At 59.7% G+C, this 24,661-nt stretch carries 16 protein-coding genes and 2 pseudogenes; 10 read left to right on the forward strand and 8 right to left on the reverse strand.

Annotation, left to right across the window (positions count from 1 at the left end):
• Positions 1-158 precede the first annotated feature (158 nt).
• Positions 159-2,597 (reverse strand): Lon protease family protein, encoded by a 2,439-nt coding sequence (locus JFT87_RS00455; protein WP_201198078.1) that lies wholly within the window; start codon positions 2,595-2,597, stop codon positions 159-161.
• A 279-nt stretch (positions 2,598-2,876) separates the two neighbouring features.
• Between JFT87_RS00455 and JFT87_RS00460 the strand changes: the two genes are divergently transcribed.
• The 4 genes and pseudogenes from JFT87_RS00460 to JFT87_RS00475 all read left to right on the forward strand — a co-directional run bounded on the left by JFT87_RS00460 (position 2,877) and on the right by JFT87_RS00475 (position 6,455).
• Positions 2,877-3,365, forward strand: coding sequence for a DUF3015 domain-containing protein (locus JFT87_RS00460; protein ID WP_201198079.1), 489 nt, complete (start codon positions 2,877-2,879; stop codon positions 3,363-3,365).
• A 93-nt stretch (positions 3,366-3,458) separates the two neighbouring features.
• Positions 3,459-5,312 carry an Lnb N-terminal periplasmic domain-containing protein gene (locus JFT87_RS00465; protein WP_201198080.1) on the forward strand — a complete coding sequence of 618 codons (1,854 nt, stop codon included), beginning with the start codon at positions 3,459-3,461 and terminating at the stop codon, positions 5,310-5,312.
• A gap of 220 nt (positions 5,313-5,532) precedes the next feature.
• Positions 5,533-5,889 (forward strand): hypothetical protein, encoded by a 357-nt coding sequence (locus tag JFT87_RS00470; protein ID WP_201198081.1) that lies wholly within the window; start codon positions 5,533-5,535, stop codon positions 5,887-5,889.
• Positions 5,890-5,959: 70 nt separating this feature from the next.
• Positions 5,960-6,455 (forward strand): annotated as a pseudogene (locus tag JFT87_RS00475) (GreA/GreB family elongation factor).
• On the opposite strand, the gene gdhA reads toward JFT87_RS00475, so the two are convergent.
• Entirely contained in the window at positions 6,452-7,789 is a 1,338-nt protein-coding gene (gene gdhA, locus JFT87_RS00480) for an NADP-specific glutamate dehydrogenase (RefSeq protein ID WP_201198082.1), read from the reverse strand. The pseudogene JFT87_RS00475 and the gene gdhA overlap by 4 nt on opposite strands.
• Positions 7,790-8,138: 349 nt before the next feature.
• Positions 8,139-9,803: an energy-dependent translational throttle protein EttA gene (gene ettA, locus JFT87_RS00485; protein WP_201198083.1), complete on the reverse strand. Its 1,665-nt coding sequence runs from the start codon at positions 9,801-9,803 to the stop codon at positions 8,139-8,141.
• 286 nt (positions 9,804-10,089) lie between these two features.
• Between ettA and JFT87_RS00490 the strand changes: the two genes are divergently transcribed.
• The 5 genes and pseudogenes from JFT87_RS00490 to JFT87_RS00510 all read left to right on the forward strand — a co-directional run bounded on the left by JFT87_RS00490 (position 10,090) and on the right by JFT87_RS00510 (position 18,547).
• Positions 10,090-13,938: a sensor domain-containing protein gene (locus tag JFT87_RS00490; RefSeq protein ID WP_201198084.1), complete on the forward strand. Its 3,849-nt coding sequence runs from the start codon at positions 10,090-10,092 to the stop codon at positions 13,936-13,938.
• A 261-nt stretch (positions 13,939-14,199) separates the two neighbouring features.
• Positions 14,200-15,453, forward strand: a complete 1,254-nt coding sequence (gene glyA / locus JFT87_RS00495; RefSeq protein ID WP_123509173.1) for a serine hydroxymethyltransferase — start codon at positions 14,200-14,202, stop codon at positions 15,451-15,453.
• Positions 15,454-15,732: 279 nt separating this feature from the next.
• Positions 15,733-17,046 (forward strand): C4-dicarboxylate transporter DctA, encoded by a 1,314-nt coding sequence (locus JFT87_RS00500; protein ID WP_201198085.1) that lies wholly within the window; start codon positions 15,733-15,735, stop codon positions 17,044-17,046.
• Between the two features lie 67 nt (positions 17,047-17,113).
• Entirely contained in the window at positions 17,114-17,818 is a 705-nt protein-coding gene (locus tag JFT87_RS00505) for an FCD domain-containing protein (protein WP_201198086.1), read from the forward strand.
• A 19-nt stretch (positions 17,819-17,837) separates the two neighbouring features.
• Positions 17,838-18,547, forward strand: a pseudogene (locus tag JFT87_RS00510) (GntR family transcriptional regulator).
• Between the two features lie 116 nt (positions 18,548-18,663).
• Here the strand turns inward: JFT87_RS00510 and yjiA are convergent.
• From yjiA to JFT87_RS00525, 3 genes are all read right to left on the reverse strand, one after another.
• A complete protein-coding gene (yjiA, locus tag JFT87_RS00515; protein ID WP_201198087.1) occupies positions 18,664-19,635 on the reverse strand; it encodes a GTPase in 972 nt (323 codons plus the stop codon).
• 163 nt (positions 19,636-19,798) lie between these two features.
• Entirely contained in the window at positions 19,799-19,996 is a 198-nt protein-coding gene (locus JFT87_RS00520) for a YbdD/YjiX family protein (protein ID WP_007895266.1), read from the reverse strand.
• A 15-nt stretch (positions 19,997-20,011) separates the two neighbouring features.
• The gene (locus JFT87_RS00525; protein WP_201198088.1) at positions 20,012-22,078 is read right to left on the reverse strand and encodes a carbon starvation CstA family protein; all 2,067 of its coding nucleotides are present in this window, start codon (positions 22,076-22,078) and stop codon (positions 20,012-20,014) included.
• A 159-nt stretch (positions 22,079-22,237) separates the two neighbouring features.
• On the opposite strand from JFT87_RS00525, the gene JFT87_RS00530 reads away from it, so the two are divergent.
• On the forward strand, positions 22,238-22,606 hold the full coding sequence (locus JFT87_RS00530) for a PilZ domain-containing protein (protein ID WP_201198089.1): 369 nt from the start codon (positions 22,238-22,240) through the stop codon (positions 22,604-22,606).
• Between the two features lie 54 nt (positions 22,607-22,660).
• Here the strand turns inward: JFT87_RS00530 and radA are convergent, their stop codons facing one another.
• Both radA and JFT87_RS00540 read right to left on the reverse strand, forming a co-directional pair.
• Positions 22,661-24,028, reverse strand: coding sequence for a DNA repair protein RadA (radA, locus tag JFT87_RS00535; protein WP_123404825.1), 1,368 nt, complete (start codon positions 24,026-24,028; stop codon positions 22,661-22,663).
• Positions 24,029-24,073: 45 nt separating this feature from the next.
• Positions 24,074-24,628: an ankyrin repeat domain-containing protein gene (locus JFT87_RS00540; protein WP_201198090.1), complete on the reverse strand. Its 555-nt coding sequence runs from the start codon at positions 24,626-24,628 to the stop codon at positions 24,074-24,076.
• Positions 24,629-24,661: the final 33 nt, after the last annotated feature.

Consider the following 24,661-nt stretch of genomic DNA (forward strand, 5'->3'; position numbering starts at 1 on the left):
GCAAATCACCAACCCACCGTAGGAGCGAGGCTTGCCCGCGAAGAACGATAACGCGGTCATTCAGGTAAACCGCGTCGCGGCCTTCGCGGGCAAGCCTCGCACCTACAGGGGATCTATGTCGAGATCGTTCCCACGCGAGTGGGAACGGTCCTGGAGGGTCACGCTGGTTTTGTTTCGGCCAACGCCTCCAGCGCGATTTCCTTCTCGGCCTCTTTGAGGTCTTCCTCGCTGATCATTTCCGCGATCACCCGCAAGCGCTCCACCACCCGCGCGTTGACGCTGCCTTCCGGGAACTGGCCATCGGCATCCGGCGCGCCGGCCGGCTCGCCCACCAACAGGCTCAGCGCCTCGTCAGCCTGACGCACGGCGTAGACATGGAACTGCCCCGCCCGCACCGCCGACAGCACTTTCTCGTCGAGCATCAGCGTCGCCACGTTGGCCTGCGGAATGATCGCCCCTTGCTCACCCGTCAGCCCGCGAGCTTCGCAGAGGCGGAAGAAGCCTTCGATCTTCTCGTTGACCCCGCCGACCGCCTGAACTTCACCGAACTGGTTAATCGAACCGGTGATGGCAAAGCACTGTTTGAGCGGGGTTTTCGACAAAGCCGAGATCAGCGTGCACGCCTCGCCCAGCGACGCACTGTCGCCATCGACGTAGCCGTAGGATTGCTCCAGCGCGATGCTCGCAGAAATCGCCAGCGGGAATTCCTGGGCGTAACGACTGCCCAGATACCCGGTCAGAATCATCACACCCTTGGAGTGAATCGGCTGGCCAAGGTTGACCTCGCGCTCGATGTCGACAATGCCGCTGCCACCGGGATACACCGTGGCAGAAATCCGCGCCGGCACACCGAACGCCGAATCACCGACCTCCAGTACTGTCAGCCCATTGCACTTGCCAACCGCCGCGCCAGTGGTGTCGATCAGGATGATCCCCGCCAGCATGTCGTCGAGAATCCGCGCCGAGACGCGCCCGGTGCGGGTCGCCTTGGCCTTGAGCGCACGTTCGATATGACCGGCATCGGTCATTTCGTCACCCGCCAGGTCACGGATGAAATCCGCCTCGCTGACCAGTTGGAACAGATCGCCGATACGCGCCGACAAACGCCCCTGGTGTTCCGCCAGGCGAGCGCTGTAGGTCGCCAGACGCGCCACCGCATCCGCGGTCAACGGCGCCATGCCTTCTTCGGAGGTACGGGTTTTCAGCAACTGGGCAAACTGCTCCAGGCTCTCATCGACCATCGGGATGTCTTCGTCGAAGTCCACCAGGACGCGGAACATCTCCTGGAAGTCCGGATCGAGGTCCTGCAGCGTGTAGTAGAGCTGCCGGGCGCCGATGATGATGACTTTGACCTGCAACGGAATGTGTTGCGGGGTCAGGGTCACGGTGGCCAGGCGACCCAGCTCACCCAGCGGCGATTCCATTTTCAGCTTGCGCGATTGCAGGGCGCGCTTGAGCGCATCCCACACGAACGGCTCGCTGAGCATTTTTTCCGCTTCAAGAATCAGGAAACCGCCATTGGCGCGATGCAAGGCACCCGGGCGCAACTGGCGATAGGTGGTGTAGAGCGCGCCTTGATCGGTGCTGTATTCGATACGGCCGAACAGGTTTTCGTAGGTAGGATGCGGTTCGAACACCACCGGTGCGCCGCCGCTGGAGGAATGACCAACCACCAGGCTCGGGGCGTATTGCTCTTCCAGCAGTTTTCGGGCGACGGCATCAGTCTTGCTGTCGTCCACCAGTTGCTCGACCACGGTTTTCAGCAGGTAAACCTGCATGGCTTGCAGGTAACCGCACACCGCGGCGTTCTCGGCGTATTTCTCCGACAACGGCGACAGCATAGGCTGCAAGGCCAGGGTGATGGTTTCTTCGTTGAGCTGGCGCAGTTGATTGCTCGACTCGCGCTTCCATTGCGGCAGGCTGGCGAGCTCTTCATTGAGGCGCTCTTCCAGCCACGAAATATCGACGTGGAAACGCTCGCGATCGACTTCCGGCAACTGGGCGAATTCGGCTTCATCCAGTGCCTTGCCTTCGCTCATCGGGGTGAAAGCGATGTTGGTGCTGTCGCGGTAAAGCGCGACTTCCTTCTCCAGCGCCAGGCGCTCGATCACGTCCAGGGCACGGTCGTAGCGCTGGTTGAAAGCGCGGTCGATCGCGCTTTTCTTCTGCTGGTAAGACGGGTGCTCGAAGACCGCCGGAAAGGTCGCCAGCAGGTTGTCGATCAAGCCGTTGATATCACCGATGAAAGCACCGGCAGTGCCCGATGGCAATTCCAGGGCGCGGGGTTCGCGCGGCTCATCGAAATTATTGACGTAGACCCAGTCCGCCGGAGTCTGCAGGCGCTTGCCTTCGGCCTTCAGGTAGCGTTTGACGAACGAGAACCGGCCAGTACCGGGCTCGCCCATGACGAATACGTTGTAACCGGGGCGTGGCATGGCCACACCGAACTGCAAGGCTTCGACCGCACGTTCCTGGCCGAGTACACCGCGGAAGGGCTCCAGATCATTGGTGGTAGAGAAGCTGAACTGTTCAGCGGAAAACGGACGGGTCAGCGCTTCGGGCGCTAGACGCAAGCTGGCAGCAACAGGATCAGGCATCGGGCTTCCTTACATCAGGCGGGGCAGATAGCGGCATTCTGGCGCTGCCATACCCGACTGGCAAGGCGCGCCTCAAGCCAAAGCATAGACAACTCGCCATTCCCAAGCGGGGCGGGCGCAAATCAATGTTCGCGGGGAATGATTTGCAAAAAATCACGGAACCCCTGGATCGTGCCTAAACTCCAAACTGCGCGGCTGGAACTAAATAACCGGCCCACTGACGTCGAGATGACGCCAGAACCCCTTGTCCATTGGTATGCACACAAAGAGAACTCAGCTATGAAACGGATTCTTCTCGGTACTCTCTTCACCGTCGTATCCCTCAACGCCATGGCTCAGGCGCCAGGCGGCCCGGATTGCGGTTGGGGCAACATGCTGTTCGAAGGGCAGCGTGGCACCCCGGCGCATTTCCTGGCATCCACCACCAACGGCACCTCCGGTAACGCGACGTTCGGTATGACGTCCGGTACCAACGGTTGCGCCACCAATGCGTCGCTGACCTATGGCGGCAAATCCTGGTTTGCCATGAATGGCATGATGAACGAGCTGTCCGAAGACATGGCTAAAGGTCAGGGCGAAGCGCTGACCACTTATGCCGTGGTACTGGGCGTGGCGCCGGAAGACCGTGCGCACTTCGCCGCCGTGACTCACGAGCATTTCCAGCAAATCTTCAGCAAGGCTGACGTGACCGCTGACGACGTGCATACCAACACCCTGGCCGTTCTGAAGAACGATCCGCGTCTGGCCAAGTACGCGACTCAAGCTTAAGCTCGACCCGACCGCTCCTTTCGGGGAGCGGCTTTTGTTTTTTGGACCTAGCCCTCTTTGGGTCTTTGTTTCTTTCGACTTAAGTTGCCCACTATGCTCAAACGCCTTGCCTGGCTGGCGCTCTGTGTCTGCGCCCCGCTGTCCGCCGCGCCACACATCGACGATCAACGTTTGCAGCAACTGGCCAATGACCCTTTCTGGATTTCCCTGGGCCATTACGAAACCGCCAAGCTCGGTGGCTGGCGCAGCTATGTCAGCGACAAGAAGTTCTTCCTCGCCCCCGACGGTAACGAACACCCGGACCGCGAACTGGCGGCGACGGTCCAGGCGCTCTACGCCCCGGCCACTGCCGGTGAAAAGCACGCCCAATGCGTCTACCCGGCCCGGACTCGCTGGCTCAAGGCACAGCTCAACCTGACCGACCTACCGACGCTGGACTGCACTGAATTCAAGCAATGGTTCAAGGACGTCGCGCCCCATAGCACGGTGATGATTTTCCCGGCGGCTTACCTCAACAGTCCGTCCTCGATGTTTGGCCACACCTTGCTGCGCATCGACCAGGCTGACGTGCAAAGCGACCACACCGCCCTGCTCAGTTACGCGATCAACTTCGGCGCCTACATCGAAGGTTCGGACAACAGCATCCTCTATGCCTGGAAGGGCTTGATGGGCGGCTATCCCGGTTTGTTTGCGCTGGTGCCTTATCAGGAAAAACTCTCGGAATACCGCAGCCTGGAGAACCGCGACCTGTGGGAATACCGGCTGAACCTGACCCAGGAAGAAACCGAGCGCATGGTCGAGCACGTCTGGGAGCTGAAGCAGATCCAGTTCGACTATTTCTTCTTCGACGAAAACTGCTCCTATCGCCTGCTGGAACTGTTGCAAGTGGCGCGGCCGAGCTTGCGGTTGACCGAACAATTCCCACTGACTGCAATCCCGACCGATACCGTCAAAGCGGTGAAAGAAGCCGGTTTGGTGGAGTCCATTCAATATCGTCCGTCACGCGAAAGAGAATTGCTGAGCCGCGCCGAGCCGTTGAATCCTGAAGAACAGCAATGGGTGCTAAAAGTCAGCGCCGATCAGAAGCAATTGCAGGCACCCGCATTCAAGGCTCAACCGCGCGAACGCCAAGCGCTGATCATCGATGCGGCTTACCGCTTGGAACGCTACCGCGCCAACGGCCAGGAGCGCGACCCTGAACGCTCGCAGCGCAGTTTCGAACTGCTGCGGGCGATCAACCAGAACCCGGCACCGGAACTGGACATCCCCCGCCCCGGCCTGCCCGAGGACGGCCATGAGTCCCGCACCTGGCAGGCTGGCCTCGGCACCCGGGGCGACAAGGCGTTCGGCGAATACGGTTTGCGCATGGCCTATCACGACCTCAACGACAACGCCGAGAGCTTTCCGCTGGGCGCGCAAATTGAAATCCTGCAAATGAAACTGCGCCAGTACGAAGGCAATCACTGGCAATTGCAGCAACTGGATCTGGCGACTATTCGCTCACTGACGCCGCGCAACGAGCTGTTGCAGCCGCTGTCGTGGCAGGTCACTGGCGGCCTGGAACGCGTGCCGGGCAAACATGACGATGAAACCCTGGTCAGCCACGTCAATGGCGGCGCCGGCGGCACCTGGCAACTGGGTCAAGACGTGCTCGGTTTTGCGCTGGGCACCGTGCGCATCGAACACAACAACGACTTCGCCGGGTTTGTCGCCCCGGCGGCCGGCTTCAACAGCGGCGTGTTGTGGAAGAACCCGCTGGGTAATTTCAGCCTGGAAACCAAGGGTGATTTCTTCACCAACGGCGAAGTGCGCCGCAGCCTGAGCTTGAATCAGCAGTGGGAGTTGTCACGCAATCTTGGTTTGCGCCTGAGTGCACAGCGCGAGTTCAGCCACCTCGCCACCCCGGAAACCGAAGTCATGCTTGAAGTGAAGTGGTATCACTACTGATCTAAAGCCCGACAGATAAACCCTGTGGGAGCGGGCTTGCTCGCGAAGGCGGTGTGTCATTCAGCATTGATGTTGACTGACACACCGCTTTCGCGAGCAAGCCCGCTCCCACATTTGGATGGGTGGTGCTGATGGATTTTTCACACGCCTACGACAGCCGCCTCATGAATCCCCTTCTAGACTCTCCTTACAAGCCGAAGAAGCGGCGCGGGAGAGTGCGATGTGGCGGTGTGCGGCTTTGTTGGGGGTGTTGCTGTTGTGCGCGGGTTGCCAGTCGACTCATGAAGAGCTGATCGCCAAGGGTTACCCGCCGGCATTCGCCGATGGCTTCGATGACGGTTGCGTCAGTGGCCGTCAGGCTGGCGGGGCGATGACCGGTGAATTCCGTAAAAACGTGCCGCGCTACCTCAAGGACAAGCAGTACGCCGACGGCTGGAGCGATGGCTTCCGCCAGTGCCAGGCGATGCTGGAAAACAAGGATCGCGAGGACTACCGCAGCCACTATTGGGATGAGCGCGAAAGAGCCTGGCAGCAGCAGAAAGATCAGGACGCCGCGCGAGCCTTTCGCTCGCAATAGGTCGCTGGCAGACATTCGTCGAAACTAAAACCCTGCGAGCATGGCCCAAACCCTATAACGGGAGAAAACCATGAGCCGTGCCTTCGTCAATGAAGATAACGCCGCCGCGCAAGCCGACCAGCCAGTGGAACGGCAGGTCAGCGCGCAGCCCAACTACGTCACCCCGGCAGGGCTTGGCGCAGTTACAGGCCAAAGTGGCCGAACTGCAAACCCTGCACGCCGAGCAATCGGCCAAGGGTGACCAGGCCGACAAACAACGCCAGGCCGATCTGGAACGCGACCTGCGTTACTTCAATCAACGCCTCGGCAGCGCGCAAGTGGCGGTTACCGCCACGTCCACCGACAAGGTACATATCGGCAGTTGGGTCACTTACGCCGACGAACACAATACCGAACGCCGCGTGCAATTGGTCGGTGAAGATCAGGCCGACGCCGCTAAAGGCCTGATCAACTGGGGTTCACCTTTGGGCCGAGCGTTGTTGGGCGCTCGACTCAACGACGAAGTGCTGTGGCAGCGCCCCGTCGGTGATCAAGTGATTGAAGTGATCCGCATCGAACCGGCTTAAACCACGCCTTGCGCCAGCATCGCATCGGCGACTTTGACGAAGCCTGCGATGTTCGCGCCTTTGACGTAGTTGATCCGGCCATTTTCTTCGCCGTAATGCACGCAAGCGTGGTGGATCGACTGCATGATCGCGTGCAACTTGCTGTCGACCTCACCGGCAGTCCACAGCAGACGCATGGCGTTCTGCGACATCTCCAGACCGCTCACTGCTACGCCGCCAGCATTCGACGCCTTGCCCGGTGCAAACAGAATCCCCGCCTCGACGAAGATATCCACAGCCTCCAGCGTCGTCGGCATGTTCGCGCCTTCGGCCACGCATACGCAGCCATTACGCAGCAGGGTTTGCGCGGCTTCGGCGTCTAGCTCGTTTTGAGTGGCGCACGGCAGCGCGATGTCGCATGGCAACGACCACGGCAACTGACCAGCGCGGAATTCCAGACCGAACGCTGTCGCCAGTTCGCTGATGCGTCCACGTTTGACGTTTTTCAGTTCCAGTAGCGCCAGCCATTGCTCTTCGCTCAAACCCGATTCGCAGTACAGCGTGCCTTCGGAGTCGGACAGGGAAATCACCTTGCCGCCCAGGTCCATCACTTTACGCGCTGCGTATTGCGCAACGTTACCGGAGCCGGAGATCGCCACGCGTTTGCCTTCAACGGTCTGTTCACGGCGCTTGAGCATTTCTTCGGCGAAGTACACGCAGCCGAAACCGGTAGCTTCCGGGCGAATCAGGCTGCCGCCGTAAGCCATGCCCTTGCCGGTCAGGACGCTGGTGAACTGGTTGCTAAGGCGCTTGTACTGGCCGAACAGGAAACCGATCTCGCGCGCACCGACGCCAATGTCACCGGCCGGCACATCAACGTCGGCACCAATGTGGCGATACAACTCGCTCATGAAGGCCTGACAGAAACGCATGACTTCGGCGTCGCTCTTGCCCTTCGGATCGAAGTCAGAGCCGCCCTTGCCGCCGCCCATCGGCAACGAAGTCAGGGAGTTCTTGAAGGTCTGTTCGAAGGCGAGGAATTTCAGTACGCCCATGTTCACTGAAGGATGGAAACGCAAGCCGCCCTTGTAGGGGCCGATGGCGCTGTTCATCTGGATGCGGAAACCGCGATTGACCTGGACTTTGCCTTGATCATCGACCCACGAAACGCGGAATACCACCGCCCGCTCCGGCTCGCAGACGCGCTCCAGAATCCCTGAAGTCAGGTAATGCGGATTGGCTTCGAGAAACGGCCACAGGCTGCGCAAGACTTCTTCGACAGCCTGGTGGAATTCGGGTTGATCCGGGTCGCGTTTTTTCAGGCGTGCGAGGAAGGATTCGACGGATTCGATCATGGGAAAAGTCTCGGCAAATTTATTGTCGTTGGAAGAGATTGAGCCGGACTGTAGCAAACGATTCGCGCACAGGAACAGCGCAAAATGTCGCAGTTATGAAATTAAATGGTGCACAGGATATAAATCAGCTCGTTTTTCGAGCTGTTTTCGCACCTGAATGAGGAGCTCGGATTCGCGGCATGCACCAACAGTTACACCGCTTTCGCGAGCAGGCTCGCTCCCACAGGGGAATGTATTTCAAATGTGGGAGCGAGCCTGCTCGCGAAGGTAGCGGCTCGGTACCCTGAAAAACTTCAGGCAAAAAAACGGAGCCCCTGAAGGCTCCGTTTTTCATGCAACCAACCCGATATCAGGCCAGTTTCTTGTGCCGTACACGGTGCGGCTGGGCAGCCGCTTCGCCGAGACGCTTCTTGCGATCAGCTTCGTACTCGGTGTAGTTACCTTCGAAGAAGATGGCTTGCGAGTCGTCTTCGTACGCCAGGATGTGAGTCGCGACGCGGTCAAGGAACCACCGATCGTGAGAGATCACAATGGCGGCGCCCGGGAAGTCCAGCAGGGCTTCTTCCAGGGAACGCAGGGTTTCAACGTCGAGGTCGTTGGACGGTTCGTCGAGCAGCAGGACGTTGCCGCCCTCTTTCAGGGTCAGGGCCAGGTGCAAGCGACCGCGCTCACCACCGGACAGGTCCTTGACGAACTTCTGCTGATCGCCGCCCTTGAAGTTGAAGCGACCGACGTAGGTACGCGACGGAATCTCGTAGTTGCCGATGCGGATCTGGTCGGAACCGTCGGAGATTTGCTGGAACACAGTCTTGCTGCCGTCCAGGTCTTCGCGGCTCTGATCGACGCAGGCCAGTTGCACGGTTTCGCCGACTTCGATGGTGCCCGAATCCGGCGTTTCCTTGCCCATCAGCATGCGGAACAGGGTCGACTTACCGGCACCGTTACCGCCGATCACGCCAACAATGGCGCCTTTAGGCATGGAGAACGACAGGTTGTCGATCAACACGCGATCGCCGTAGCCCTTGCTGACGTTCTTGAACTCGATGACCTTGTCACCCAGGCGCGGACCGGCCGGGATGTAGATCTCGTTGGTTTCGCTGCGCTTCTGGAATTCCTGCGATTGCATTTCTTCGAAGCGTTGCAGACGAGCCTTGGATTTGGACTGGCGGGCCTTGGCGCCTTGGCGCACCCACTCCAGTTCTTCCTTCATGGCTTTTTCATGGGCCGACTGCTGCTTGGATTCGGCAGCCAGACGATTGGACTTGGCTTCAAGCCAACCCGAATAGTTGCCCTCGTACGGGATACCGGCGCCGCGGTCGAGTTCGAGAATCCAGCCTGCGACGTTGTCCAGGAAGTAACGGTCGTGCGTGATCGCTACCACGGTGCCCGGGAAGTCGTGCAGGAAGTGCTCCAACCAGGCGACGGAATCGGCGTCCAAGTGGTTGGTCGGTTCGTCGAGTAGCAGCATGTCAGGGGCAGACAGCAGAAGGCGGCACAGGGCCACACGACGCTTTTCACCACCGGACAGGAATTCGACCTTGGCATCCCATGCCGGCAGACGCAGCGCATCGGCGGCGACTTCCAGTTGGCGATCCAGGTTGTGACCGTCGCTGGCTTGCAGGATGGCTTCGAGCTTGGCCTGTTCGGCGGCCAGTTTGTCGAAGTCGGCATCTTCTTCAGCGTAAGCCGCGTAGACCTCGTCCAGGCGCGCCTGAGCGTTCTTGATTACGCTGACCGCTTCCTCGACCACTTCACGCACGGTCTTGGTCGGATCCAGGATCGGCTCTTGCGGCAGGTAGCCGATGTTCAGGTCCGGCATTGGACGGGCTTCGCCCTCGAATTCGGTATCAACGCCGGCCATGATTTTCAACAGCGTGGACTTACCCGAACCGTTGAGGCCGAGTACGCCGATTTTGGCGCCGGGGAAGAACGACAGCGAAATGTTTTTCAGGATTTCCCGCTTCGGCGGAACAACTTTGCCCAGCCGATGCATGGTGAAGACGTATTGAGCCATGGAGAACCTTGGGTCAGTGACAGATGAATGATCAGAGCGCAGGCGATGCCCGGGCCAGGCTGTGCGCGTCGTCCGCCAGATGGGTATCGAGGCGTGCGTGCTGAAAAAGCCTGAGTCTAGGAGCTGGAACGCTCCCGCGTAACCGGCAAAGCTACCTGAATGATGAAAGGCAGTCCAGCCGCGAGGGGCTGGCACTTAGCCACAACACAAGGCATGCTAGCCGCCCTCCGGGCGTCCGGCTTATAGTGCACGTCGCGCCAATCCAGCCAAACCGCAGGATTTCAGTTTGTCTAATGTCACGCCGCCTCTTTCTACCCGTGCACCGGCTGCCGCGCTCGGCTCCCCCCTGCGCGGAACCCTGAAGGGCGCGCTGGCGACACTCGTGCTGTTGCTGCTCGCGCTGCTGCTCTGGCAGTTGCTGGATCAGCTTACGCAAACCCAGAAAAACCAGCGCCAGTACACCATCGACTACACCGCCGACCTCGCCTCCCAAGTCAGCCTGAACATGGCGCTGAACGCGCAGATCGCGCTCAATCTGCTACCGATCATCGAGCAACCGCAATCAGCCGACGAACAGCAGGCATTGCTGCGCAAAGTGCAGCAATCGCTACCCGACCTGCGCAGTCTGGCGCTACTGAGCCCGTCCGGCAAAATTCTCAGCGACAGCGCCACCGACAGCCAGGACGCCGATTACCTCAGCGATCTGGTACGCCGCAGCCGTTCGCAAGCCCACTATTTCAGCAACGCTGACGATGGCTCGGTGGTGCACTTGCTGCTGCATCAAGCCAGCGGCAGCAGTCGCGGTTATTGGGCCTTGCGCCTGACGCCGACGTTTTTCTCCTCGCTGACCAAACAGGGCGAAGCCGGCATCCGGCCGCTATGGCTGGTAGAGAACCGCATCAATCATCAAATCATCAGTCGCGACGAAGCGCTGCCCTCCGCCAAACCGGGCGCACTGAGCGACGATGATCTGGCCAACAGCGTGCTAGCCGTGCCGCTGAGCAGCAGTGACTGGCAATTGCGTGGTCTGTTCGACCGCCAGCGTGTGCTCGAACAACTGCTGCCGGCGTTCATCGGTAAATGCCTGCTGGGCCTGGCTTTCTCACTGCTACCGTTTATCGCGCTGTTGAGCATGCGTCGTCGTCAGCGTCAGCTGCATGAGGGGCGCCGGCGCTATCAGGATATTTTCGATGGCACCGGCGTGGCGCTTTGCGTGCTCGATCTGTCCGGGCTGAAAAACTTTTTCGACAAGACCCAAATCAGCAGCAGCGAACAACTGAAGACCTGGCTCGACGTCCCGGAACAGCGCCAGCAACTGCTACAAGAGTTGCGCATCACCGAGGTCAACCAGGTCGCTCTGCAACTGCTTAATGTCAATTCTTGCGAGCAGGCCTGGAAACTGCTGATCGATGGTTGTCCGCAGGACTGCACCGCTATCGGTAACCAAGTGATCGAGGCGGTACACAACCAGCAGAAACAACTCGAACTGGAAATCAAACTCCAGGACACCAACGGCCGCGACCAGCACTTGTGGCTGGTTCTGCGCCTGCCGGAAGAGCAGCACGACTACAAAGCAGTGATTCTGAGTATCAATGACATCACCAGTCGCAAGCTCGTCGAGCTCTCGCTGCTGGAGCGTGAAGGCTTCTGGTCCGATGTCGTGCGCACCGTACCGGATCACCTGTACGTGCAGGACGTGATCAGCCAGCGGATGATCTTCAGTAACCACCACCTGGGTCAGACGCTGGGCTACAACCGGACCGAACTGCACCAGATGGGTGAGTACTTCTGGGAAATCCTCCTGCACCCCGAAGATGCCGATTATTACCACCGATCACGCCAGACCCAGCGCCACGCCGGTTACTCGCAGTTGCTGCAATGCCAACTGCGCTTCCGTCATCGCAACGGTAATTGGCGGCGTTTCGACATTCGCGAACAAGCTCTCGCCCGGGATAGAAACGATCAGGTCACGCGGATCATCGGCGTGGCCAAGGACATCACCGAGCAGATCGAGGCCAGCGAATCCTTGCGCGACAGCGAGCAGCGCTACCGCATGCTCGCCGAAAGCATCAGTGATGTGATTTTCTCCACCGACAACAAGCTGTCGCTCAATTACGTCAGCCCGTCGGTGCAAGCGGTGCTCGGCTATGACGTCGACTGGATTTTCCAGAACGGCTGGCAATCGACCATCGCCAACCCGCAACAACTGACCGGCATCTATAGCCTGATGGACCGGGTCAGCAAAGCCCTGGATAAACCTGATCAACTGACGTTGTTGCGCAGTCAGGTGAAGACCCAGTTGTTCCTGTTCGACTGCCTGCGGGCCGACGGGCGCAAGATCCCGATCGAGCTGCGATTGGTGCTGGTCTGGGATGAACACGGTGCGTTCGAAGGTGTGCTCGGGGTCGGTCGTGACATCAGCCAGCAGCGTCGTGCCGAGAAAGACCTGCGCATGGCGGCCACGGTATTCGAACATTCGACCTCGGCGATCCTGATCACCGACCCGGCCGGTTACATCGTCCAGGCCAACGAGGCGTTCAGTCGCGTCAGCGGTTATGCGGTGTCGCAGGTCCTCGACCAGTTGCCGAACATGTTGACCGTCGACGATCAACAAGAAGCCCACCTGCGTTATGTGCTCAAGCAACTGCATCAGCACAGCACCTGGGAAGGCGAAGTCTGGCTCAAACGCCGCAATGGCGAACATTACCCGGCGTGGGTAGGCATTACGGCGGTGCTCGACGACGAAGGCGACCTGGCCAGCTACGTGTGCTTCTTCAGCGACATCAGCGAGCGCAAGGCCAGCGAACAGCGGATTCATCGCCTGGCCTATTACGACGCCCTGACCCACCTGCCCAACCGCACGCTGTTCCAGGATCGCCTGCACACCGCGCTGCAATCGGCCGAGCGGCAGAAGTCGTGGGTGGTGCTGATGTTCCTCGACCTCGACCGCTTCAAACCGATCAACGACTCCCTGGGCCACGCCGCCGGCGACCGCATGCTCAAGGAGATGGCCACGCGCCTGCTCGGTTGCGTCGACGATGACGACACCGTGGCGCGAATGGGCGGTGATGAGTTCACCTTGCTGCTGCAACCGCGCATCAACCGTGAAGTGGCGCTGAACCGGGCCATTCATGTGGCTGAACAGATTCTCGCCAGCCTGGTGAAACCGTTTGTGCTGGAAGGTCGCGAGTTCTTCGTCACCGCCAGTATCGGTATTGCCCTGAGCCCGCAGGACGGCAACGAACTCAGTCAGTTGATGAAGAACGCCGACACCGCGATGTACCACGCCAAGGAGCGCGGCAAGAACAACTTCCAGTTCTATCAAGCGGACATGAACGCCAGCGCCCTCGAACGCCTGGAACTGGAAAGCGATCTGCGTCATGCCCTGGAGCAGGACGAATTCGTGCTGTATTACCAGCCGCAGTTCAGCGGCGACGGCAAACGCCTGACCGGCGCCGAAGCCCTGCTGCGCTGGCGCCATCCGCGTCGCGGGCTGGTGCCGCCGGGGGATTTCATTCCAGTGCTCGAAGAGCTTGGCCTGGTGGTGGATGTCGGCGACTGGGTGATCAGCGAGGCCTGTCGCCAGCTCAAGACCTGGCATCAGGCCAAGGTACGAGTACCGAAAGTCTCGGTGAACATCTCGGCACGGCAGTTCTCCGATGGTCAGCTCGGCACGCGGATCGCCAACATCCTCAAGGAAACCGGCCTGCCGCCGGCGTGCCTGGAGCTGGAACTGACCGAAAGTATCCTGATGCGCGAAGTCAGCGAGGCGATGCAGATTCTCGCCGGGCTGAAAAACCTTGGCTTGAGCATCGCGGTCGATGACTTCGGCACCGGTTATTCATCGCTCAACTACCTCAAGCAATTCCCGATCGACGTGCTGAAAATCGACCGCACCTTCGTCGACGGCCTGCCGTCGGGCGAGCAGGATGCGCAGATTGCCCGGGCGATCATCGCCATGGCCCACAGCCTGAACCTGGCAGTGATCGCCGAGGGCGTGGAAACCCACGAGCAACTCGACTTCCTGCGCGAGCATGGGTGCGATGAGGTTCAAGGGTATCTGTTTGGGCGGCCGATGCCGGCGAGCCGGTTTGAGGCGCAGTTCAGCAATGATGCGCTGTTCATGTTCGATTGATTGAGGGCCGTTGTGGCGAGGGGGCTTGCCCCCGTTCGGCTGCGAAGCAGTCGCAAAACCTGTTTGCACAGTTTGACCGGGGAAATGCCGGGGCCGCTTCGCGACCCAACGGGGGCAAGCTCCCTCGCCACAGGCCAGCACAATCACCGCTGATCCCGTCATGAACGCCACTTGTCTGCGACATGATGTCCTTTCATATGCCATCTAAAACCTGATGGGTTAGAATGCCCCCCTTTTCTGCCCCGATCCTTGAGGACCGCCATGTTCAGCCGTGATTTGACTATTGCCAAGTACGACGCCGATCTCTTTGCCGCCATGGAGCAAGAAGCTCAGCGCCAGGAAGAACATATTGAGCTGATCGCTTCGGAAAACTACACCAGCCCTGCGGTGATGGAAGCTCAAGGCTCGGTACTGACCAACAAGTACGCCGAAGGCTACCCAGGCAAGCGCTACTACGGTGGTTGCGAGTTCGTCGACGTGGTTGAGCAACTGGCCATCGACCGTGCAAAAGAACTGTTCGGCGCTGATTACGCCAACGTTCAGCCGCACGCTGGCTCCCAAGCCAACAGCGCCGTTTACCTGGCCCTGCTGCAAGCCGGCGACACCATCCTGGGCATGAGCCTGGCCCACGGCGGTCACCTAACCCACGGTGCTAGCGTTTCGTCCTCCGGCAAGCTGTACAACGCCGTTCAGTACGGTATCGATGCCAACGGCCTGATCGACTACGACGAAGTCGAGCGCCTGGCTGTTGAGCACAAGCCAAAAATGATCGTGGCCGGTTTCTCTGCTTACTCGCAGATTCTGGATTTCCCACGTTTCCGCGAAATCGCTGACAAGGTTGGCGCCTACCTGTTCGTCGACATGGCCCACGTGGCCGGTCTGGTCGCCGCTGGCGTCTATCCGAACCCGGTGCCTTTCGCTGACGTCGTGACCACCACCACGCACAAGACCCTGCGCGGTCCACGTGGCGGCCTGATCCTGGCTCGCGCCAACGCCGACATCGAGAAAAAGCTGAACTCCGCGGTATTCCCGGGCGCCCAGGGTGGCCCGCTGGAGCACGTGATCGCCGCTAAAGCGATCTGCTTCAAAGAAGCACTGCAGCCTGAGTTCAAGACCTACCAGCAACAAGTGGTGAAGAACGCCAAGGCCATGGCCGGCGTGTTCATCGAGCGCGGTTTCGACGTGGTCTCGGGCGGTACTGAAAACCACCTGTTCCTGCTGTCGCTGATCAAGCAGGAAATCTCCGGTAAAGACGCCGATGCCGCTCTGGGCAAGGCTTTCATCACCGTGAACAAGAACTCCGTGCCAAACGATCCACGCTCCCCGTTCGTGACCTCCGGTCTGCGTTTCGGTACTCCGGCTGTGACCACTCGCGGCTTCAAGGAAGCAGAGTGCAAAGAGCTGGCCGGCTGGATCTGCGACATCCTGGCTGACCTGAACAACGAAGCGGTGATCGACGCCGTTCGTGAGAAGGTCAAGACCATCTGCAAGAAACTGCCGGTATACGGCGCTTAATTGCACCGCTAAATCGCAGCTGTAAAAAAACCGGTCAGTGATGGCCGGTTTTTTTTCGCCTGTAGAAAGATCAAAAGATCGCAGCCTTCGGCAGCTCCTAGGCGGTGTTGGCCACTGGTCAGACCGGTCATGCCGATTTCACTCTTTTTACTTGTCATCTGGAAAAAACCGAGCGTAGACTGCGCCTGCTCTGGACATACCGGTAAGACCACAATAATTAAGTCCTGAATCTGATGCGCTCAAGCGTTGGCAGCCAGGACACCGACCAGGATTCCTCTCATGCTCAGATGGTGCTCGCGTTCAATCTTCCTCCAAGTGGTTCTCGGACTGGTGCTCGGCATCATCTGTGGGCTGACCCTTCCCGAATACTCCGCACAGCTCAAACCGCTGGGCGACGGTTTTATCAAACTGATCAAGATGCTCATTGGCCTGATCGTGTTCTGCGTGGTGGTCAGCGGCATCAGCGGTGCGGGCGATCTGAAGAAGGTCGGGCGCATCGGTCTCAAGTCGGTCATCTACTTTGAAGTGCTGACCACCATCGCCCTGCTGATTGGCCTGCTGTTCGCTTTCAGTACCGGCATCGGCAGCGGCGCGAACATTCATCTGGAACAACTTTCCGCCGCCGACATGGGCGACATCGCCCAGCGTGGCCAGCAGATGCACACCACCACGCAATTCCTGATGGACCTGATCCCGACGTCGGTGATCGGTGCTTTTGCCGACAACAACATCCTCCAGGTCCTGCTGTTCTCGGTGCTGTTCGGCAGCGCCCTGAACCTGGTCGGCGAAGCGGCCTCGGGCATTTCCCGGCTGATCAACGAACTCAGCCACGTGATCTTCCGCATCATGGGCATGATCGTGCGTCTGGCGCCGATCGGCGTGTTCGGCGCCATCGCCTTCACTACCAGCAAATATGGCCTGGATTCGCTGCAACACCTGGGCAGCCTGGTTGGCTTGTTTTACCTGACCTGCGCCGCGTTCGTGTCGCTGATTCTCGGCCTGGTCATGCGCCTTTCCGGCCTGCGGATGTGGCCACTGCTCAAGTACCTGCGTGAAGAATTGCTGATCGTCATGGGCACCGCCTCTTCCGACGCCGTGCTGCCGCAGATCATGCGCAAGCTTGAGCACCTGGGCATCGGCAGCTCGACGGTCGGGCTGGTGATTCCAACCGGTTACTCCTTTAACCTCGACGGTTTCTCGATCTACCTGACCCTGGCCATCGTCTTCATCGCCAACGCCACCGGCACGCCGCTGGCCATGACCGACCTGCTGACGATTCTGCTGGTGTCGTTGATTACCTCCAAAGGTGCCCACGGCATCCCCGGTTCGGCGCTGGTGATTCTCGCCGCCACATTGACCGCGATCCCGGCCATTCCGGTGGTCGGTCTGGTGCTGGTGCTGGCGGTGGACTGGTTCATGGGCATCGGCCGGGCGCTGACCAACCTGATCGGCAACTGCGTCGCCACCGTGGCCATTGCTCGCTGGGAAAAGGACATCGATATCCAACGGGCAAACAAAGTGCTTTCCGGTCAGGTGGGTTATACCTTCCAGCCGAGAAAACCGGTCGTCCCGCCCCATCAACAAGAATTCTGAATAATCGCGGTGCCTGCCTACGGGCAGGCACGGTTATCAAACGTTTTAGAGGCTCATGGAGCGAACAGTGATCACCACATCGACCGTCGTAACCTCAGTAGTAGAAAAACTTCGGGCCGCTCTGGCCCGTGGCCAGTGGCGCTCCGGCGACATGTTGCCGGGCCAGCGCGAACTGGCCGAACAACTGGGCATCAGCCGCCCGAGCCTGCGCGAAGCGGTGATCGTGCTGGAAACCCTCGGGCTGGTGCGCTCCATGCCGGGTAAAGGCGTAGTGGTGCTGGAAGCCAATCTCAGCGACAGCCAAAGCCACGACAGCGCAGTGGCCGGCGCAAGCCTGGAGGACGTGCTGCAACTGCGCTACACCCTCGAACCGTTCATCGTCGGCCTGGTGGCGCAATCGATCAGCAGCAAGGAAGTGGGGCAACTGCGCCTGACCCTGATGGACATGCGCGAAGCCCTGGAGGCCAACGACAGTGAAGCCGGGGTCAGCGCCTACATCGCGTTCCACGAAGAATTGTTCACCCTGACCTCGAACCCGATCTTCCAGAGTGTCGTGCAACAGACCAGCAATGCCCTCAAACAAAGTGCCGAAGTGCTGCGCAACTCGCCGGAGCATTTGGCTGAACGCCTTGAGGAAAATGAAGCCGTGGTGCGGGCGATCCGCAGCAAGAACAGCGCCCAGGCCAGCGCCGAAATGCGTCGGCACATCCTTCGGGAAGGCCAGCGCATGGGCATTGAACTGAATATCCCGGACGACAACTTGAATCGCTGAGCCCTTATGGAGACAGGCCATGAACAGTTTCGCTTCACCCTCGCACGCCCAGCCGAGCGCCGCGCCCCTGCCCTTCTCCCGACTGCGGGCGCCGGTGGATGATCTGTATCCGCGACTGTTCGATGCGATTCTCGAACAACGTATCGACCCGGCCAGCCGTTTTACCGAAGACAGCCTGAAGCTGATGTTCGGCGTCAGTCGCGCGGATGTTCGGCGGGCGCTGACAAAGTTGTCCCATGAGCAAATCGTGGTGCTGCGCGCCAACCATCGACCGCGCGTTGCCGCGCCGGATGCCGAGCAAACGCGACAGACCCTGCATGCCCGGCGCCTGGCCGAAAGCACGTTGGTGCGGCTGGCGTGTCAGCGTCCACACACAGAAGGATTGAAACGTCTGCGAGCACTGATCGAGCGCGAGCGCCAGGCAGTCGAGCAAGATCGGCGGGCAGCGGCGATTCGGTTATCGGGGGAGTTTCATTTGCAATTGGCTCAAATGGCGGGGAATGCACCGTTGGCGCATTTTCTGGGAAGCCTGGTGCCGCTGACTTCGTTGGCGATTGCGCAAGTGAATGTCAGACGCACAGCTGTTGCGCGTGGCAGGAGCATTTGGCACTGGTTGAGGCGGTGGAGCGTGGCGATGCTTGCAGGGCTGGCATGCTGATGAATCGGCATCTGGATCATCTTGAGCAGACGTTGCTGGGTTCAGCCCATGAAGCCTGTGTTACCGGTTAGACTGCCTTCGCGAGCAGGCTCGCTCCCACAGGGAAATGCATTCCAACTGAAAGAAAGCAGTCCACTGTGGGAGCGAGCTTGCTCGCGATAGGGCCATAGCAGACGCCGACAATGCATCAGATTGCGGCAACCCGCTCAAACCCCGCACGAATCTTCTCTTCCGGCAAATCATCGGCAATAAACACAATTACGCTTTCCCGCGCCTCGCCCTCCGCCCATTCGGTGTCCCAATCGAAGCCGTACAACTTCAGCACACCCTGAAACACCATCCGCCGTGGCTCACCAGCGATGTTCAACACACCCTTGTAGCGCAGCAGTTGCTTGCCATGGTCTTCCAGCAGTTCGTTCATGAACTCGCTGAGCTTGTCGATATCCAGCGGCTTGTCGGTGCGCAGTACCAGGCTGGAAATCCGATCAATCGACGGCGCCTTGCTCACCGGCCGCAGGCTCACACCGCCCCCGAGATCCGCGTTGAGATTGAAACCGCGCACGTCGAGCAATTCGGCCAGGTCGATCTTCCCGTGCTCAACGACGCGAATCGGCGCACGGCGGTTGATGCGGGTCAGGCGTTCGCTGAGGGCGTTGAAAGTCGCCTCATCCACCAAATCCCGTTTACTCACCAGCAGGCGATCGGCGAAACCGATCTGCGCCTGGGCGATGGTCTGGGTCAGGTGAGTGTCGGCGTGGGCGGCGTCCACCAAAGTGATGATGCCGTCGAGAAGGTAGCGCTCGCGCAGGTCTTCATCGATGAAGAAGGTTTGCGCCACCGGGGCTGGGTCGGCCAGGCCGGTGCATTCGATCACCAGTCGGTCGAAAGCGATTTCACCGCTGTCCAGGCGTTCGAGCAACAGGTACAGGGCCTTGGTCAGGTCTGTGTGAATGGTGCAGCAGACGCAGCCGTTGGACAGCGTCATCACTTGCACCGGCTCATCGCCCAATAATTGGGTGTCGATGCCAGCGTCGCTGAATTCGTTTTCGATCACGGCGATTTTCAGCCCGTGCTCGGCTTTGAGCAGGTGGCGCAACAGCGTGGTTTTACCAGCGCCGAGGAAGCCGCTGAGGATCGTGACCGGGATGGGAGAGGACAACTGGAACCTCCTGCTTCAGACAATTTAAAAAACAACACAAAAACAAATGTGGGAGCGAACTTGCTCGCGATGGCGGCTCCACAGTCAACAGAGATGCTGACTGTCAGACCGCTATCGCGAGCAAGCTCGCTCCCACAGGGATTACGTCAACCCGGCTGTTGAATCAACAGCACTTCGGCCCACCCTTGCCACCGTAACGCGCTTCCTGACGTTCCCGAAAGAACATCTCGTAGCTCATCACCGGTTTGTCCGGGTGTTTGGTTTGCATATGCTCGACGTAATTGTCGTAGTCGGGCATGCCGACCATCAGGCGTGCGGCCTGACCGAGGTATTTACCGAGGCGACTCAGGTCATTGAACATGTTGGCAATCCTCGATTACGCGTCCGGCACAGCCTGGAACGGCGATTCTTTATCCGTACGTTCTTTGCTGCCCCAGGCCGAAATACCGACCTTGAGCGCATAGAACAGGATGCTGAACACCACGAACAGGAACAGCGCTGTCAGCGTTGCGTTGGTGTAGGCATTCCAGATCACGTGTTGCATCTGATTGATGTCCTTGGCCGGCGCGAGGATCTGACCGTTGGCCAATGCATCGCTGTATTTCTTGGCCAGAGACAGGAAGCCGATCGCCGGGTTGGCGTCGAACAACTTGATGAAACCGGCGGTGGTGGTGCAAATCAGCAACCACGCGGCCGGCAACAAGGTGACCCAGATGTAGCGTTGGCGTTTCATTTTGATCAGGACGACGGTGGCGAGCATCAGCGCGATGCCGGCGAGCATCTGGTTGGAGATACCGAACAGCGGCCACAAGGTGTTGATGCCACCGAGCGGATCGATCACGCCTTGATAAAGCAAGTAACCCCACATCGCCACGCAACCGGCAGTCGCGATCAGGTTGGCGGTCCAGGATTCCGTTCGTTTGAGCGCCGGAACGAAGGAGCCGAGCAAATCCTGAAGCATGAAGCGTCCGGCCCGCGTGCCGGCGTCGACGGCGGTCAGGATGAACAGCGCTTCGAACAGGATCGCGAAGTGGTACCAGAACGCCATGGTGTTTTCACCCGGCAGAACACTGTGCAGGATCTGCGCAATACCGACCGCCAGGGTCGGCGCACCGCCGGCACGAGCCAGCACGGTGGTTTCACCGATGTCCCTGGCCACCGCTTGCAGCGCTTCCGGGGTAATTGCAAAACCCCAACTGCTGACGGTTTGCGCCACTTGCACCACATCACCGCCGACGACGGCCGCCGGGCTATTCATGGCGAAGTACACGCCTGGCTCGATCACCGAGGCGGCAACCATCGCCATGATCGCCACGAAGGATTCCATCAACATGCCGCCATAACCGATGTAACGGGCATGGCCTTCACTGGCGAGCAATTTCGGCGTGGTGCCGGAAGCGATCAGCGCGTGGAAACCCGAAACCGCGCCACAAGCAATGGTGATGAACAGGAACGGGAACAACCCGCCCTTCCACACCGGCCCGGTGCCGTCGATGAACTGGGTCAGCGCCGGCATTTTCAGCTCGGGCATGGTGATCAGAATGCCGATCGCCAGCGCAATGATGGTGCCGATCTTGAGGAACGTCGACAGGTAGTCACGTGGTGCCAGAATCAGCCACACCGGCAGCACCGCCGCGACGAAACCATAACCGATCAGCATCCAGGTAATCTGGATCCCGGTGAAGCTGAACACCTTGGCCCACACCGGATCAGCAGCAATCTGCCCACCCAGCCAGATCGAACCGAGCAGCAGCAGCACGCCGACCACGGAGATTTCACCAATGCGGCCCGGACGGATGTAGCGCATGTACATGCCCATGAACATCGCGATCGGGATGGTCGCCATCACGGTGAAAATGCCCCACGGGCTTTCGGCCAGGGCCTTGACCACGATCAGCGCCAGCACCGCGAGGATGATGATCATGATCAGGAAGCAGCCGAACAGCGCGATGGTGCCGGGAATGCGGCCCATTTCTTCACGGACCATGTCGCCCAGGGAGCGACCGTTGCGGCGGGTGGACATGAACAGGACCATGAAGTCCTGAACCGCGCCGGCCAGCACCACACCGGCAATCAGCCACAGCGTGCCGGGCAGGTAGCCCATCTGCGCTGCCAGCACCGGACCGACCAAAGGCCCGGCACCAGCGATGGCTGCAAAGTGGTGACCGAAAAGGATGTGTTTGTTGGTCGGGACGTAGTCCAGACCATCGTTGTTGAGCACGGCGGGGGTGGCCCGGCGCGGATCGAGTTGCATCACATTGTTGGCGATGAACAGGCTGTAGTAACGATAGGCAACCAGATAAATGGCCACGGCAGCGACCACAATCCATAAGGCGTTGATCGGCTCGCCTCGGCGCAATGCCACTACGCCAAGGGCGCACGCTCCTACGATTGCCAGCAGCAGCCAGGGTAAATGGCGTAGCAGGCTATTATTATTTTTCATTTTTTATTCCAGCCAGGGTGGACAAGAAAGACAGCCACCCCGAGTTTAGCTCTCCTGACGGCAAAGACCATACCCCGACATTGGTCTAGCGCATGCTCTGCGCTGGCAGCCCGTGGCGATGCAGGTCTATAGTCAGCGAACCTTTATGAGGATTGCGCCATGAGCGACCACCCTGCCAATCGCCGCCGCTTCAAACGTATTGCGTTCGATGCCCGAACCGAGCTGCGCCAGGACGAATACATATGGCAGGTGAAGTTGATTGATCTGTCGCTCAAGGGGCTGCTGGTCGAGAAGCCCGAGCCGTGGCTGGGCAATCGGGAGCATCACTTTTGCGTCGATATTCATCTGACGCCTGAAGTCGCGATCAAGATGGATATGATGCTGACCCACGATGACCATGGCCAATTGGGCTTCGTCTGCAAACACATCAGCCTGGAATCCATCGAGCGCTTGCGGCGGTTGATTGAATTCAACCTGGGCGATCCCGAGGAACTGGAACGTGAACTGGGTGCGCTGATCGAAATCTGATCACCCCTTCGGCAGCTCCTACAGGGGTTGTGTTTGTTCAGTTGAAGCGTTCGGTTACTCGAACAGTGCGTCGAGCGCCTGTTCCAGGCGGGTCACGGCAATAATCTGCAACCCCGGCGGTGCTTCTTTCGGTGCGTTGCCTTTGGGCACGATGGCGCGCTTGAAGCCGTGCTTTGCAGCCTCTTTCAGGCGTTCCTGACCGCTCGGTACCGGACGCACTTCACCTGACAAACCGACTTCGCCAAACACCAGCAGATCATGGGGCAGCGGTTTGTTACGCAGGCTCGACATCACCGCCGCCATCAGCGCCAGGTCAGAGGCGGTTTCCAGCACTTTGACCCCGCCGACCACGTTGAGGAACACATCCTGATCGTGGGTCGGAATGCCGCCGTGACGGTGCAGCACTGCCAGCAACATCGCCAACCGGTTCTGGTCCAGCCCCAGAGTAACCCGACGTGGATTCGCCAGATGACTGTCATCGACCAGCGCCTGTACTTCAACCAGCATTGGCCGGGTACCTTCCCACGTCGCCATGACCACACTGCCCGGGACTTCTTCCTGAGCACGGGTGAGAAAAATCGCCGAGGGGTTGGAGACTTCTTTCAGACCCTTGTCAGTCATGCCGAATACGCCCAGCTCGTTCACCGCGCCGAAACGGTTTTTCACCGCCCGCAGCAGACGCAACCGACCATCCGACTCGCCTTCGAAATACAGCACGGTATCAACCATGTGTTCCAAGACCCGCGGACCGGCCAATGCGCCTTCCTTGGTAACGTGGCCCACCAGGAAAATCGCCGTGCCGCTTTGCTTGGCATAGCGCACCAGCAGCGCCGCACTTTCGCGAACCTGGGAAACGCCACCCGGCGCCGATTGCAGTTGCTCGGTGAAAATCGTCTGGATCGAGTCGATCACCATGACCTTGGGCTTTTCCTGCCGGGCCGTGGCGATGATGGTTTCGATGCAGGTTTCGGTCATCACCCGCAGTTTGTCTTGGGGTAAGCCGAGGCGACGGGCGCGCATGGCCACTTGCTGCTGGGATTCTTCACCGGTGACGTACAGCGCCGGCATGCTCTTGGCGAGGTTACACAAGGTTTGCAACAGAATGGTCGACTTGCCGATGCCAGGATCACCGCCAATCAACACCACCGAGCCGTCCACCAGGCCTCCGCCCAAGACCCGATCGAGTTCACTGGAGGCTGTGGAAAAACGCGGTATCTCTTCGACGCTGACTTCCGCCAGGGTCCTGATCTGCGCCTGCTGGCCGGTCCAGCCGGTGCGACCGCTAGGCGCCGCAGCGCCGCCGCTCTCGACCATGGTTTCAGTCAGTGTATTCCAGGCCCCGCACTCGCCGCATTGGCCAGCCCACTTGGGGAAGGTTGAGCCGCACTCGGTGCAGCCGTACATGCGCTTGGCCTTGGCCATCTGAACTCCCGGCAAAAACCGCGATGATAGCTCAGCTGGACCGGATCAGCGCGGCACCGCGTTGCGGATTTCACCACTGGCCAGACGCGCGGCGCTGTTACCCAGCGGATCTTCGGCGTTGAGGTCGGCCCCCTTGGCCTTGAGCGCATCCAGCAGCTCGACACGGTTGAATAACCCGGCGTACATCGCTGCAGTCTGGCCAGCGCCGTTACGCTGATCGGGACTGCAATTGGCCGCCAGCAGGGTTCGGGCGATCTGCACTTCGCCTTTGAAGATGGCGCCCATCAATGCCGTGTTGCCACGTTGGTCCTGAGCGCAGGCATCGGCGCCAGCCGCCAGCAAGCGGTCCACAGCGGCGGTCTGGCCGTGATAGGCCGCCAGAATCAGCGCGGTGTAACCCTTGCTGTCGCGTGTATCGAGGGAGTAACCGGCCTCGATAAAGGTATTGAGCATCGGTACATCGCCACGACGGGCGGCATCGAAGTAGTAATCCTGCAATTGGGTTTTCAATACGGCAGGGTCTTTCGAGACCTCTGCCGTCGGCCCGGCAAACACACTGAACGACAGTGCTGCCAGAAACAGGGAGAGATAGAAACGCATGGGAAGGCTCCTTGGTCAGACGGGACCTCGAAT

The organism is Pseudomonas sp. TH15, assembly GCF_016651105.1.
Taxonomy (GTDB): domain Bacteria; phylum Pseudomonadota; class Gammaproteobacteria; order Pseudomonadales; family Pseudomonadaceae; genus Aquipseudomonas.